Source organism: Paraburkholderia sp. FT54 (assembly GCF_031585635.1).
Lineage (GTDB): Bacteria > Pseudomonadota > Gammaproteobacteria > Burkholderiales > Burkholderiaceae > Paraburkholderia.
Genome location: NZ_CP134195.1, coordinates 461,574 through 475,400 on the forward strand (window position 1 = coordinate 461,574; position 13,827 = coordinate 475,400).

Here is a 13,827-nt window from a genome sequence, read left to right on the forward strand (position 1 = left end):
CGCTGTGAGGCGCGCCGCGTCGTTTTACGCGGTACTTTGCCTTGATTTTGCGGTGGTCCGGCAGCACGCCCGGACCATCAGTTTCCGTTTCCCTCGATGCCGGCGCCTGCCGGCATTTTCTTCGACAGGTCGCGACCATGGCTGTCAATTTCCCCTCGATCGATCCCGCTCAACTCCACCCCGTCCCCGGCGTTTCGCTCGGCTGGGCGGAGGCGAATATCCGCAAGCCGAACCGCAAGGACGTGCTCGTCATTTCCGTGGGCGAAGGCGCCACGGTGGGCGGCGTGTTCACGCAGAACCGCTTTTGCGCGGCGCCCGTCACGGTGTGCCGTGAGAATCTGGAACGCGTGCGCGCCGGCGGCAAGCCGATTCGCGCGCTGGTGATCAACACCGGCAACGCGAACGCGGGCACGGGCGAGCCGGGCCTCGCGGCGGCGCGCGAAACCTGCGCCGAACTCGCGCGTCTCGCCGAGATCACGCCGGAACAGGTGCTGCCGTTCTCAACGGGCGTGATTCTGGAGCCGCTGCCGGTCGATCGTCTGAAGGCGGGTTTGCCGGCCGCGCTGGTGAACCGCAAGGAAGCGAACTGGTACGACGCCGCGCAGGCGATCATGACCACGGACACGTTGCCGAAGGCCACGTCGCGCCAGGTCACGATCGACGGCCATACGGTCACGCTGACCGGCATCAGCAAGGGCGCGGGCATGATCAAGCCGAACATGGCGACCATGCTCGGCTTCCTCGCGTTCGACGCCGCCGTCGCCCAGCCGGTGCTCGACGCGCTGGTCAAGCACGTGGCGGACCGCTCGTTCAACTGCATCACGATCGATGGCGATACGTCGACCAACGATTCGTTCATCCTGATCGCGTCGGGCAAATCGAGCCTGCCTGCGATCACGTCCACTGACTCGCCCGCTTATGCAGCGCTGCGCGACGCGGTGACCGAAGTCGCCCAGACCCTCGCGCAGCTGATCGTGCGCGACGGCGAAGGCGCGACCAAATTCATGACCGTGCAAGTCGAAGGCGGCTCGAGCGTCGGCGAATGCCGCCAGATCGCCTATGCGATTGGCCACTCGCCGCTCGTGAAGACCGCTTTCTATGCATCGGACCCGAACCTCGGCCGCATTCTGGCGGCCATCGGTTATGCCGGCGTGGACGATCTCGACGTCAGCAAGATCGATCTGTATCTCGACGACGTGCTGGTTGCGACTGCCGGCGGCCGCAATCCGGCCTACCGTGAAGAAGACGGCCAGCGCGTCATGAAAAAGAGCGAGATCGGCATTCGTGTCGTACTCGGCCGCGGCGATGCGCAAGCCACGATCTGGACTTGCGATCTGTCGCACGACTACGTGAGCATCAACGCCGACTATCGTTCGTAACCAGGTTTATTACGCGGCCCGCGGGCCGCTTACTTTCCAGCCATGGACAAACTCGAACAGTTTCTGACCCGGGCCGAAGCCGTGCTCGTCCGCCTCGAAGCGATGCTTCCGCCCGCCACACCGCATATCGACTGGTCGGCGGCGGTCGCCTTCCGCTGGCGCAAGCGCCAGGGGCGCGGCTACCTGCAGCCGGTGCCGGCCATCTCGGCGATCACGCTCGACGATCTGCAAAACATCGATCGCCAGAAAGGCTTGATCGAGCAGAACACGCGTCAATTCGTGCACAAGCAGCCGGCCAACAACGTGTTGCTGACGGGCGCGCGGGGCACCGGCAAATCGTCGCTGATCAAGGCGTGCCTGAACGCGTATGCGAAAGACGGCCTGCGTCTGATCGAAGTGGATAAGGACGATCTGCACGACCTCGGCGATATCGTCGACCTGATCGCGCAGCGGCCGGAGCGCTTCGTGGTGTTCTGCGACGACCTGTCATTCGAAGACGGCGAATCGGGCTACAAGGCGCTGAAGGTCGCGCTCGACGGCTCCATCGCCGCGCAATCCGACAACGTGCTGATTTACGCGACGTCGAACCGACGCCATCTGTTGCCCGAATACATGAGCGACAACGAGACGTACAAGCACACGTCCGACGGCGAGATTCATCCCGGCGAACTGGTCGAAGAAAAGATCTCGCTGTCCGAGCGTTTCGGGCTGTGGGTCAGCTTCTATCCGTTCAAGCAGGACGACTACCTGTCGATCATCGGCCACTGGCTGCGGCATTTCGGCTGCGAAGACGCCGAAGTCGAAGCGGCGCGCGGCGATGCGCTGGTGTGGGCGCTGGAGCGCGGCTCGCGTTCGGGGCGGGTTGCGTGGCAGTTCGCGCGCGACTGGTCCGGCCGCAAAACCTCAGCGTGAGCCTCGGCATGAACGACGCCCAGAAGAACGCCACTGGCCGCAAGGTGACGGAAGTTGCCGTCGGCGTGCTGGTTCAGCCCGATGGCCGCTATCTGCTGGCGCAGCGCCCGGCAGGCAAGCCGTACGAGGGGTACTGGGAGTTTCCGGGCGGCAAGCTGGAAGCGGGCGAGTCGGTCGAGGCCGCGCTCGCCCGTGAGTTGCACGAGGAGCTGGGTATCGACGTCGAGGCGAGCCATCTCTGGCATACGCTCGAGCACGATTACCCGCACGCCTACGTGCGGCTCTTTTTCTGCAAGGTGACGCAATGGTCCGGCGAGCCGCACGGCCGCGAAGGCCAGGCTTTTGTCTGGCAGACGCTGCCCGCGGACGTCGAGCCGCTGTTGCCGGCGACCATTCCCGTGCTGGAATGGCTCGCAGCCGAGAAGAACTGAAGCGGAAAGAGAAGGGCGCGCGACACCGGGCGCTGCGCTAGCGCAGCGCCGATCGGCGTGGCTCGACAGTTGGGCCGCCGCTCAGTGCGGCGTGTAATCCCCGCCTGGCGTCTCGTCCGACGAGGCTTCCTGCTCGGACCCGCCGATCTTGTATTTCTCAGCGGCCCAGGCGCCGAGATCGATCTGCTTGCAGCGATCTGAGCAGAAGGGGCGGAAGCGGTTTTCAGGTGTCCAGCGGACGTCCTTTCCGCAAGTGGGGCATTTGACGACGGTAGGCATACGGTCAGGCAATCAATCGCAAACGGAACAAGTAACGAATATAGGGGCATTTCTCGCCGCTTTAAAGGCGTGCCCCGTCGATCCGGATTTACCAGGTGAAGGTGACAGCTTTGCGAACGTGACTTACAGGCTGCAAAGCGTGAGCTGGAAGGGTACGTCGACATCGACCGCACGCGGACGAAGATCGCCGTCCTGCACCGTGAAGCGCACCCACAGCATGTACTTGTTGGCGCTAGCCTCGGGGATCACGCGCAATTCCGGTGCCACGCGCACCTGCATCAATTGATACGAACGGCCGGACAGCATTTGCTGATAGCTGCCCTGCATGGCCATGACCTTGGACGCCTGGCCGGATTCGCGCGCAAGCCGCAGCACGATGATGGCCGCGTCGCGCAGAGGCAGCAGCGGTGTGACCCACTTGGCGATGTCCTGGCGGCGCTGATCGGGATGAATCTGCTGCCAGGCGTAGTAGGACGGCAAATCGAACTTGCAGGTGCCGCCCGGAATGATCGCGCGACTGCGGATGCTGGCGAGCCACTCGTTGTCTGCAAGATGCTGGCCGGTCTTGCCCTGCATCTGCGAAAGCCCAGCGAGAGTTTGCTCGATCTCGCCGAGCACAGCCTCAAGCGCGTTCTGTTCGATTCCCGGATTGCCGCGAAACGGCGCCAGCGTTTGCCGTTGGCGCTCGAGTTCCTTCATCAGATCCGACTTCAGATCCGCGCGGCCCGCAACCTCTGAGATTTCGAACAACGTTGTCAGTGCGACGTGATGTTCCCTGGCGTCTTCCTGAGTCAGAAAGAACGTGAAGCGCTCGAACAGATCTTCGAGGCGCAATAGCGTCCGGATTCGCTCGTTGAAGGGATACTCGTAAAGGATCAAGCGGGCTCGCCTCGGGCGTGGTCGGTGACGGGAATGCAGAACATTCTAATGCCGTGAGACTACCCTAGCAATCACACACTTTTTCAGCGCGCACTCGCAACTTTTTTCACATGTTTCGGGCGGTTTTCGACGCGCTTTTGGCATGCGCATCGCCGCGAAGTTCAACAGGGATTCCCGAGGTGGCACGTCGGCGTCATGCGCCGGCGAGCGACAGGTACGCGCGATGCTGCGCGTCGACTTGTGCTTTCAGTGCGTCGAGTGGCGCGTTGTCGTTGTCGATTACGTCGTCGGCCGCGGCGAGGCGCGCTTCGCGCGTAGCCTGACGGGCGATGATCGCCAGCACCTGTTCGCGGCTGAAATTGTTGCGGCTCATCACGCGCGAGATCTGCGTTTCGACGCTGCAGTCGACTGTCAGCACGCGATTCACGCGGGTCTTCCACCTGCCGGACTCGACCAGCAGCGGCACCACCACGATCACGTAAGGCCCTCGTGCCTCACGCTCTTCGCGTTCGGTCTCCGAACGAATCAGCGGATGTGTGATGCCTTCGAGACGTTTGCGCGCGCCGTCGTCGCTGAATACGAGCGTGCGCATGCGCGCGCGGTCGAGCGAGCCGTCGGGGGCGACGAACGCTTCGCCGAACTCGGCCGCGATCTTCGGCATGGCAATACCATTCGGCGCCGTGATGCGGTGCGCGATCAGGTCGGTGTCGACGAGCGGTACGCCATGCGCGGCAAATAGGTCGGCGACAGTCGATTTGCCGCTGCCGATGCCGCCGGTCAATCCCACAGCAAACATGCTTCAGCCTCCCAGAGCCAGATAGAGCGGTGTGCCGAGAAACAGCGTCAATGCGCCGCCTGCCGCGAGAAATGGCCCGAAGGGCAGCGGCTCTTCAAAACGCATACGGCCACGCCACGTTGCCAGCAGGCCGATGAGCGCGCCGGCCACCGCGGCGATCAGCACGATCTGCGGCAGCGCCGCCCAGCCGAGCCACGCGCCGAGCGCCGCCAGCAGTTTGAAATCGCCGTAGCCCATGCCTTCGACGCCGCGTACGAGGAGAAATAACCAATGTACGACCCACAACACCAGATAGCCGAAAATCGCGCCGAGCACCGCGTCATGCAGACTCGTGAACATGCCGTTGAAGTTGACGATGATGCCCGCCCATAGCAACGGCAGCGTCATGGAGTCGGGCAGCAGATGCGTGTCGATGTCGATCGCGCTCATTGCCAGCAATGCGGCGCACAGCCCGAAGGCGGCGAGCGCAGTGAGAGTCGGGCCGAACAGCGCCAGCGAGCCGGCCGCGAACGCCGCGCTGGCGATCTCGAGCAGCGGATAGCGCAGGCTCACACGCGCCTTGCATGCGGAGCAGCGTCCGCGCAGTAGCACGTAGCTCAACACCGGCAGATTCTCCCACGCGCTCAACACGTGGCCACAGTGAGGACACGCGCTGCGCGGCACCCACAGGTTGTAGCGTGCCGGCAGGCCGTCTTCTTCCAGCGGTTCGTCCGTGGTTTCGCTGACTTCCGCGCGCCATGCGCGCTCGAGCATGATAGGCAGCCGATGCACGACCACGTTCAGGAAACTGCCGATCACGAGGCCGAACACAATGGCGAACGTCATCTGCAGGGCCGCGGGCAAACTACCGAACGCCTGACCGAGACCGGTCGCGAAATGGCCGGGCAGCAAGCCCGACAGCAGGCTGGAAGAAGTGTCTGGCACGAGTGGAAGTGTGGCCCGCATAGATTAAGGATGGATTCGGCTGCGATCCTACACCACGTTGCCGAGTTGAATAATGGGAAGATACATCGCGATCACGAGGCCGCCGACCAGCGCGCCGAGCACGATGATGACGAGCGGCTCGCACAGGCTCGACAGCGTGCCGATCTTTTCGTCTACCTGACGATCGGCGAGCGACGCCACGTCGATCAGCATGCTGTCGAGCGCACCGGACTCCTCGGCAACCGCGATCGGCTGCACGACCTCGGGCGGAAAGCAGTGCGCCGCGCGCATCGCCGCGGCGAGCCGTTCGCCGCGCCGCAGACGCGCGGCGATTTCCACGGTGGCGCGGTCGAAGAAGGCGTTGCCGGTGGCGTGAGTCAGCGAATCGAACGCGTCGGCTAACGGCGTGCCGGCCGACAGCAAGGTGCCGAGCGCGCGGCTCCAACGCGCCGCGCACAACGTGCGCAGCAGCGGACCGGCGACCGGTATTGTCAGCGATACTCGCGCAAAGCGGATGCGTGCGGCTTCGGAACGTCGCAGCAGAAATGTCGCTCCCGAACCCGCCGCGAACATCGCGGCGAATGCCGGAACGCTCCAACGTGCCACGCCGGAGGACAAAGCCAGCACGAATTGCGTCGGCGCGGGCAGTCTCGCGCCGAAGCCGTCGAAGATCTGTTTGAAGGTCGGCACGACCCACACGAGCAATGCTGCGGTGATCGCCATCGCCAGCACGAGGATCGCGACCGGATAGGTCAGCGCCGCGCGCACTTTGGCGCGCTGCGCGGCGGCGCGTTCGCGATCATCGGCGATGCGGGCTAGCACGGCGGCGAGTGCGCCGGCCGCCTCGCCGACTTCGACGAGCTGACAATACAGCGCGTTGAATTGCGCGGGATGCCGCTGTAATGCAGCCGAGAAACGCAGGCCGCCGGTGATGTCGCGCGCGAGGGCGCCGACGATCCGCGGCATGCCCTGGCGGCGTGAAGCCTGCGCTTGGGCGAGCAGGTCGAGCGCGGGCGCGAGCGGCAGGCCGGCGCGCAGCAGGCTGGCGAGTTGCCGGGTGAATAGCGTGATGTCGGCGGCGCGTGCGGTCGGACGCGGCGCCGGTCCATGCGCCGTGAGTTCGACGATGAACAGATTGTCGCGCTTGAGCAGCGAGCGTGCGGTGGCCGAGTCCGGCGCGATGAGCGCGCCGTTTTTCCGCACGCCGTCGGTATCGACACCGCGCCATTTGAAACGCGTGTCGGCGGACAGGGGTCGCTGGGTGGCGGCTGTGTTCATGCGACCTCGGTGGCGGCGAGCGCTTCGGCGAGACTGGTGGTGCCGTCGCGCACGCGAGCCAATGCCGCGTCTCGCAAGGTGCCTACGTGTTCGGTTTGCGCGAGCCGCGCAAGCTCGTGCGTGCCGGCGCTCGACACGATCAGCTCGCGCATCGCGTCGGACACGGGCATCACTTGATGAACGCCGACGCGGCCCCGATAGCCGATCCCATGGCACGCCGCGCATCCGGCCGCGGCGTAGGGCTGCCAGCCGTCAAGTTGATGCTCGCTGAAACCTGCCGCTCGAAGCGCCGCTACCGACTGCGGTGCAGGCGCACGGCACGAGACGCAGAGCCGCCGCACCAGCCGTTGTGCGGTCACCATCCGCAGCGCGGCCGCGAGGTTATACGGTTCCACGCCGATATCGATCAGACGCGCGATAGCCGCCGGCGCGTCGTTCGTATGCAGGGTCGACAGGACGAGGTGGCCGGTTTGCGCGGCTTTCACGGCGACGTCGGCGGTCTCTTCGTCGCGGATTTCACCGACCATGATCACGTCGGGATCCTGACGGAGAAATGCGCGCAACGCGACCGCGAAAGTGAGCCCGGCTTTTTCGCGCACGCTGACCTGATTGATGCCGGCCAACTGGATCTCCGCGGGATCTTCCACCGAACACAGATTGCGCGCCTCGCCGTTGAGCAGATTCAGAAAACAGTACAGCGACAAAGTCTTGCCGCTCCCGGTGGGCCCGGTGACGAGCATGAGGCCGTGCGGCGCGCGGATCGCGGCATCCACTGTTTCGCGTTGACGCGAATCGAGGCCGAGCGAGTCGAGCGAGAGATCGGCGGGCAGCGCGTCGAGTCTGCGCAGTACGAGCTTTTCGCCGAATAGCGTCGGCAGCGAGTTGACGCGATAGTCTTCAACGCGGCCGGGTGAAGTCGAAATACGCAGCCGGCCGTCTTGCGGCACGCGACGCTCCGCGATATCCATGCGAGCCAGCACCTTCACGCGAGTAATGAACGCATCACGCAGATGCGCGGGCGGCGGCGGGATTTCGTGCAGCACGCCGTCGATTCGCAAGCGCACGCGCCAGCCGTGTTCCGCTGGCTCGATGTGAAGGTCCGACGCGTTGCGGCGGGTCGCTTCCTGCAACGTGTCGGTCAGCAGACGCACGGCGGGAGCGTTGTCGGGATCGGTGAGGCTTGCCGCGCTGAGGTCGGGGGCGAATGCTTTCGGCCTGGCTTTGATACCGCTTTCGTGGCCGTGAGCAATGGGACGCGGCGATGTTGCCGCGGGTTGGAAAGAAGCTTGCATGAGAGACCGGTGATGAGCCGCCTGTAGAACACGACGGCTTCATCTTCCAGTACGACGGCGGGCGCCGCTATTCAGCCATTCGGCTAATGGCGCGCGCTGCGGCTGTGTGCGATGCTGCTGCATGTCGTGCTTGCCGGTGGTGTTCGGCCGCGTCCGCAGTCGCGTCGAATAGCCTAGCCGCGCAGTACCTTGCTGGCTTTCGCACGCGTCGGCGGTCTGAACAGCTTGACAGTGCGAATCGCCTGATCGTCGCTGCGCATCACTTCGAGTTTGACTTCGCCGATCTGCACGCACACGTCGCCGTCGGGAATATCTTCGAGAATTTCGAGGATCAGGCCGTTGAGCGTTTTCGGCCCGTCAGTCGGCAGCGTGAGATGCAGCCAGCGGTTCAACTCGCGCAGCGGCATGCTGCCGGCCACGATGCATTCGCCGTGCTCGTTCCAGCCGCCGCGCGAATTGGCGCCACGCGGAATCGACGTGGTGAATTCGCCGATCAGCTCTTCGATGATGTCTTCCGGCGTGACGAGGCCCTGCAACTCGCCATATTCGTTGACGACCAGCGCCGTGCGATGACGGCTCTCCTGGAAGAATTGCAGTTGCTGGAACACGGGCGTGCCGCTTGGCACGAAGTACGGCTCGGCCAGCAGCTCGCGCAGCGTCTCACGTTCGAGTTCCTGGTTGTGCAGCGCGGCCAGCGTCTTGCGTACGTGCAGCACGCCGAGCACCCGGTCGATGTCGCCTTGATAGACGATCAGCTTGTTGTGATAGCAGGTTTCGAGTTGATGCAGGATCTGTTCGAACGGCGCGTCGAAATCGAGCGCCTCGATGCGGCGGCGCGGGATCATCACGTCGTCGACGGAAATGTTTTCGAGGTCGAACAGATTCAGCAGAATGCTGCGGTGTTTGGTCGGCATGAAGCTGCCGGACTCGAGCACGATGGTGCGCAGCTCTTCGGTCGAAAGTCGCTGATCGTGCGCGCCTTTCGTATTGATGTGCAGCACGCGCAGAATGCCGTTCGCGAACAGATTGACGAACCAGACGAGCGGTTTGGCGACGCGCATCATCGGCGCGATCAGCAGGCTCGCCGGCAGCGCGATCTTTTCCGGGAACGTCGCGCCGACGATCTTCGGCGTGATCTCCGCGAACACAATGATCAGGAACGCGACGATACCGGTCGCGATCGACAGCACCAGGTTGTTACGGCCGAACGTGTGTAGCGCGATCGAGGTGGTGAGCACCGGAATGATCGTGTTGAACAGATTGTTGCCAATCAGTACGACGCTCAGCAGTTGATCGGTGTGCGCCAGCAGGCCCTGCGTGGTCTTCGCGCCGAGTGCGTTCTGGTTGGCAAGATGTTTCAGGCGATGGCGGTTGATCGCCATCATCGCCGTTTCGGAAATCGAAAAAAAGCTCGAGCAGACAAGCAGCAGAAAGACGGCGCCAATCTGCGCCCATAAGGGAAGTTGTTCCACGCGTCGTGAAGGATAGGGGAAAGGATGAAGAGAATATAGCAGAGGGGCTTGCGCGCGCCGCTGGGCCTGGCGGCAAAAGACAGGGCGGGCGGCGGCAGCGGCGCATGGCGCGGCTGGGGGATTAACACCGACGTGCATGACACAAAAAACAAAAAACCGCCGAGCAAGCTGGGCGGTTTTTCGAGCCTTGAACTAACAAGGCAAATCTGGTCGGGGTGAGAGGATTCGAACCTCCGGCCTCTACGTCCCGAACGCCAAGTCCGCCCTTAAGCCGTCGCTTCATGTAGCTCTTCCAGTATAGATGAATTCATAAAAATCAAAAGGTTAGGCGAAGGTGCGCGCAGCTGAGCGCAGCTACGCGCAGATAATCGGTGGCGCAGATTTGGCGCAGCTACTTCCCGTATAGCGTCCCGGAGACGCCGGACGATGGCGTCCTAAAATCTTTGCGTCTTCGTTCGCGTTGGCTGGTCGCTACACAGCGCATGACCACCACATTGCGAAAGGCCATGGATGACAGCGAGAACCTGCTGACGAAGGCAGACATTGCACGAAAACTCAGAATTTCGTTGAGAACCGTCGAGAACTGGGTCAAGGACGGCACCCTGCCGCCGCCGGACCTGGGTATCAACAACCGGCGTTACTGGTACTTGGCGAAGTTCGAGGCCTTCATTCGGGAAAAGTATTCGCTGCAGCACGAGCAACCGCGGCCACCTGCTCCAGTGCAGGTGGCCGAAAATAGACTGGATACTGAAAAAACTCCGGCGTCGCGCGCGCATGGCCGAAAGATGCGGCTGCCGTCGGCTCAGAGGAAACCGACGCCACGACCGGCGATAGCAAGGATGGCCTTCAGGAACGCGACAGACCTTGACCTGCTAAACGCATGACGTGGACGCCGCTGCAGCGTCCGTATGGACGAAATTGGGTTCGCATCGCGACCGGCCGCTGCGACTCCCAATGAGCAAGTGCCTAACCTTCTGCTCGCTTTCGCAGTCGGGATAGTTCCCAGCCAAGCCGAATCGCCTAGCCCCCGGCTGCCATAACCGCTTAGCTCGCCATGACACCGCGAAGATGGACTTCATATTTCGCGAAAGCATCGTCCTGTCTCAGATGTGCGTAATCGGAAAGCACCGTTTCTAGCTTGTCGTGTAGAAGTTGGCTTACTGTAAGAAAATCATTCGGGTTTTTTCGTAGGTAGTCGGTTGCTACGAGATGCCGTATAGCATGGGGACCGAATCCCAAGGTCTGCGGAATGAGTCGTCGAGTCAGCCTGAAAAACTGCTTATTCAGGCTTGTCCACTTGCCTGACTTGTCATTTGGGAAGAGCCAGTCTGCTTTTGTATCAGCGCGGAGGAGGCGGGGCCGGAACTCATCGAGGTATTCTTCGATTCGGTGCCCAAGAGAGCGCGGTAGCGGCGCGTCATACACTCCTTTGATTGCTTTGCGGTCGTTTTTGAAGTCTTGGGGGCTAAACCGGATTCGCCACTGTCCGTCTTCGCGACGGTACAGTGAGCCGGAGTTGTTCGGGCGCCAAGTCATGGTGACAAGATTTCGGAGGCGAAGAGGGTTTGCGAGCACAATCGATAGCGCTAGCGCATCGCGCTTTAGGGTGGCCTCCAGCGGACTCCCTGGAGCTGCGCAAGCTGCTTCCCTGTCCAGCAACTCGACTGCTCTGAATAGAGGAGCCAATGGTTCGGACATGTCTAACAATGACTGAATGGGGTCTTCTGGCCGTCGCGACACGTCGGTCGCGTCAGTTAGCCATTCTTTGGCGAGTTGCCACGTTTCGTGGCACGCGTTGGACCAGTCGGTGTTCAACGTTCCCGGCGGAAGCCGCGCGATGAGGTTTGGCTGCTGTGTCACAAAGCCCGTAGTCGTATTGACGAGACTGGCGGTGAGCGCTGCGAATGCTGCATGACCTCCATGAACGAGACCACCGGACCGTCCTCGCATGAATTCGAGGTAAGCATTGACGGCATCGCGAGATGCGAACCACGCGAGGCTCTGCGCTGCATCAGTCGAAACGCCATACCCGCCTTCCTCGCGCGGTCGGGCAAGGAAACCAAAGAAGGAGCGGAATTTGTCTAAATTTTTTTGGGCAGTCGTACAGCACAGTCCGTTACGCCATGCCTGCACCGACGGTAGTCTGGCTTGCTTTTCGCCCGATTGCAGTCGCCACGTGCCACCGGAATGTCTCGCCAAAGTTGTTCGTTTGTCGGTCTTATAGGCAAAAAATGCCTTCCATTCAACCAAGAAGTCGGCGGACAGTGCGTCTTCCTGGATGTAGTAAATATCCTTGATGTTGCGCGCAAGCCTGATGCGATAGTCGATTTGACCGGTCCCCGCAACCGAAGCGGCGTCCACGAGCGCTTTTTTAACTGCGGGAATCAGGGATTCCAAGGCGCCGGCTTCGAGCTTCAGCTCTCGCTCAAGCCGTCTGACGGAGGGAAAAGCCCGTCGGTTGGGAAAAGCGCCTTTGAGCCAACGTGCGAGAGCCGTGGTGGATGCGCCCGCCCGCTTAGCGATGGTTTTGGGAGCATCTCCCGTTGTTGCTAGCGCGGCCCGTAGAGCGAGATGAAAAGGCGAGACTTCCGAGTTGCGTTTTTCTACTGGCTTGATGCGTCGGTTTTCATGAAGCACAGAATCTGCGGCTTTGCGCCACGCGCGCAAGTGGCTTCTCCGGTCGCTCTTGGAGTGGCTGCTAACGGTGAGCGATTCCGAATAAGCTTTTAAGCTCTCATCGAATCGCGATAAAAGCTCCTTTCCCACAGCGGATTCGACCGTCTTGCCGTGGAACGCGAGGAAGGAATGAAGCGTTGAGAGACGGTTTTTGAGGGCCTGGTCAGATAGAGCAGCGGCATCCGTCGCGCCTTGAGACGTTACCTGGGTCTGCATGAGTACAACCAGTTCTCGGTAATAAAGGTCCATATGGTGCTCGTTTGGACCCTCAGAAAGCTGCCAAGAATCGTCGCCCTGTTCGTTACGACAAAAGATTGCATGATAACGAAAGATTGGTAACTCTATGATTTTATGTGATTTCCTCATGATGCCTCCATCCACTTCCTTACCAAGACGGAGGTCAGCCGTTCGTTATGTCCTGGGCAGCCACGAAGGTCAGGTTAGTGGTGCTCCGTTTAACGAACCGGTTTATACCGATGCGAAACCTGGCGCGCCCTTGTCTTGGCGAACGACCGGGTTTAGGCGGCAGAGAACGAATCGATTCAATTTTGGTTGATGGAACTATGGTCCATACGCGCTAGGACCGGCTCAGACGCGCCGCGTAGAAACGCACTTCGTGCCTGTCGCGCGCTCGGTGTGACGCTGGACGCTGCAAATTGACGCCGCGAGAGGGGACGAGTCCGAGCTCAAGTTCGCGACATAGTGCAGTCGCACGGACCCGGTGAAATTTGCACCTCAGAACCTGTTTAAGCTGTTGGGCTACACGTTGTATGACATCGATTAGCCCGACTGCTGAGTTTCACTACCTCGACGGCAATGACCTTGCCGAACTCCTCGGCCTGTCGTTGCGCACAATCACCTTGCGAGCAAAACATCGCCCCTGGCTGCTGCCACCGCGAGCCGAGCTTTATGACCGAGAACTGCTCCGTTGGCGGCAAGACGTCGTCGAGGTTTGGCGGACGTCGTCTAAATTTTAGCCGGTCTTTCGTGGGGCTTTTTTTGCGGGAGTCAGGGCCTGCGTTTTTTTGCGTCCAACCTTTAGCGGCGTGGGCTCTTCGGCCTGCTCCATAAGCAACACAGCTTCCTCTACGCCTAGGGCCTCGGCCAGTGCGACAAGGCTGTCAATGCTTGCGTTTGCAAGTCCACGTTCTATTTGACTGAGCTGCGTGCGATGCATTCCCGCACGGTCCGCAAGCGCTTCCTGGGACATGCTCTGGTTGCCTCTGAATAATTTCAAATTTTTCGCCAGCCGCTTGCGGGCTGCGTTCTGACGTTCGGAAGTGTGCGCTGCCATATGGGGCAGGAGCATCTTACATCGCAGCGCAGTAATCTACAGTTTAAAAATTGCCAGTTTGTAAACTGGCAGTCTTTACACTACATATTTTTGCGCCTAAACTTCGTCCATCACCTGCCTCGGCCCAACAGTCGCGCGATTCGCCCCATTCGTGGGGACATTTGTTTTGAGCAGCGCGCTCTCTGACTGACAGCATCAAAGGAACCATGGAAACA

At 61.6% G+C, this 13,827-nt stretch carries 14 protein-coding genes; 5 read left to right on the top strand and 9 right to left on the bottom strand.

The window, feature by feature from the left end:
• Nucleotides 1-137: 137 nt before the first annotated feature.
• Genes argJ through RI103_RS02195 form a run of 3 tightly spaced genes read left to right on the top strand, consistent with a single transcriptional unit; the run spans nt 138 to nt 2,722 of the window.
• Complete coding sequence (argJ, locus tag RI103_RS02185; RefSeq protein ID WP_310813809.1) at nt 138-1,379, top strand: bifunctional glutamate N-acetyltransferase/amino-acid acetyltransferase ArgJ; 1,242 nt, start codon at nt 138-140, stop codon at nt 1,377-1,379.
• A 42-nt stretch (nt 1,380-1,421) separates the two neighbouring features.
• Nucleotides 1,422-2,291, top strand: coding sequence for an ATP-binding protein (locus tag RI103_RS02190; RefSeq protein ID WP_310813810.1), 870 nt, complete (start codon nt 1,422-1,424; stop codon nt 2,289-2,291).
• 8 nt (nt 2,292-2,299) lie between these two features.
• The gene (locus tag RI103_RS02195; protein WP_310813811.1) at nt 2,300-2,722 is read left to right on the top strand and encodes an NUDIX domain-containing protein; all 423 of its coding nucleotides are present in this window, start codon (nt 2,300-2,302) and stop codon (nt 2,720-2,722) included.
• Between the two features lie 81 nt (nt 2,723-2,803).
• Here RI103_RS02195 and yacG read toward each other — a convergent pair whose 3' ends face one another.
• From yacG to RI103_RS02230, 7 genes are all read right to left on the bottom strand, one after another.
• Nucleotides 2,804-3,001: a DNA gyrase inhibitor YacG gene (yacG, locus tag RI103_RS02200; RefSeq protein ID WP_106310901.1), complete on the bottom strand. Its 198-nt coding sequence runs from the start codon at nt 2,999-3,001 to the stop codon at nt 2,804-2,806.
• Nucleotides 3,002-3,124: 123 nt separating this feature from the next.
• Nucleotides 3,125-3,880 (bottom strand): cell division protein ZapD, encoded by a 756-nt coding sequence (gene zapD, locus RI103_RS02205; protein ID WP_106285174.1) that lies wholly within the window; start codon nt 3,878-3,880, stop codon nt 3,125-3,127.
• A gap of 193 nt (nt 3,881-4,073) precedes the next feature.
• Nucleotides 4,074-4,676, bottom strand: coding sequence for a dephospho-CoA kinase (gene coaE, locus RI103_RS02210; RefSeq protein WP_310813812.1), 603 nt, complete (start codon nt 4,674-4,676; stop codon nt 4,074-4,076).
• A gap of 3 nt (nt 4,677-4,679) precedes the next feature.
• Entirely contained in the window at nt 4,680-5,621 is a 942-nt protein-coding gene (locus RI103_RS02215) for an A24 family peptidase (RefSeq protein ID WP_310813813.1), read from the bottom strand.
• A 27-nt stretch (nt 5,622-5,648) separates the two neighbouring features.
• Nucleotides 5,649-6,878: a type II secretion system F family protein gene (locus RI103_RS02220; protein ID WP_310813814.1), complete on the bottom strand. Its 1,230-nt coding sequence runs from the start codon at nt 6,876-6,878 to the stop codon at nt 5,649-5,651.
• Nucleotides 6,875-8,170 carry an ATPase, T2SS/T4P/T4SS family gene (locus RI103_RS02225; RefSeq protein WP_310813815.1) on the bottom strand — a complete coding sequence of 432 codons (1,296 nt, stop codon included), beginning with the start codon at nt 8,168-8,170 and terminating at the stop codon, nt 6,875-6,877. The genes RI103_RS02220 and RI103_RS02225 overlap by 4 nt, the downstream gene beginning before the upstream one ends.
• Nucleotides 8,171-8,343: 173 nt before the next feature.
• On the bottom strand, nt 8,344-9,642 hold the full coding sequence (locus tag RI103_RS02230) for an HlyC/CorC family transporter (RefSeq protein WP_310813816.1): 1,299 nt from the start codon (nt 9,640-9,642) through the stop codon (nt 8,344-8,346).
• A 48-nt stretch (nt 9,643-9,690) separates the two neighbouring features.
• On the opposite strand from RI103_RS02230, the gene RI103_RS02235 reads away from it, so the two are divergent.
• Nucleotides 9,691-9,861 (top strand): hypothetical protein, encoded by a 171-nt coding sequence (locus RI103_RS02235; RefSeq protein WP_310813817.1) that lies wholly within the window; start codon nt 9,691-9,693, stop codon nt 9,859-9,861.
• Nucleotides 9,862-10,124: 263 nt separating this feature from the next.
• On the top strand, nt 10,125-10,526 hold the full coding sequence (locus RI103_RS02240) for a helix-turn-helix domain-containing protein (protein ID WP_310813818.1): 402 nt from the start codon (nt 10,125-10,127) through the stop codon (nt 10,524-10,526).
• A 160-nt stretch (nt 10,527-10,686) separates the two neighbouring features.
• Here the strand turns inward: RI103_RS02240 and RI103_RS02245 are convergent, their stop codons facing one another.
• A complete protein-coding gene (locus tag RI103_RS02245) occupies nt 10,687-12,567 on the bottom strand; it encodes a tyrosine-type recombinase/integrase (RefSeq protein WP_310813819.1) in 1,881 nt (626 codons plus the stop codon).
• Nucleotides 12,568-13,291: 724 nt separating this feature from the next.
• On the bottom strand, nt 13,292-13,627 hold the full coding sequence (locus tag RI103_RS02250) for a helix-turn-helix transcriptional regulator (protein WP_310813820.1): 336 nt from the start codon (nt 13,625-13,627) through the stop codon (nt 13,292-13,294).
• Nucleotides 13,628-13,827 lie beyond the last annotated feature (200 nt).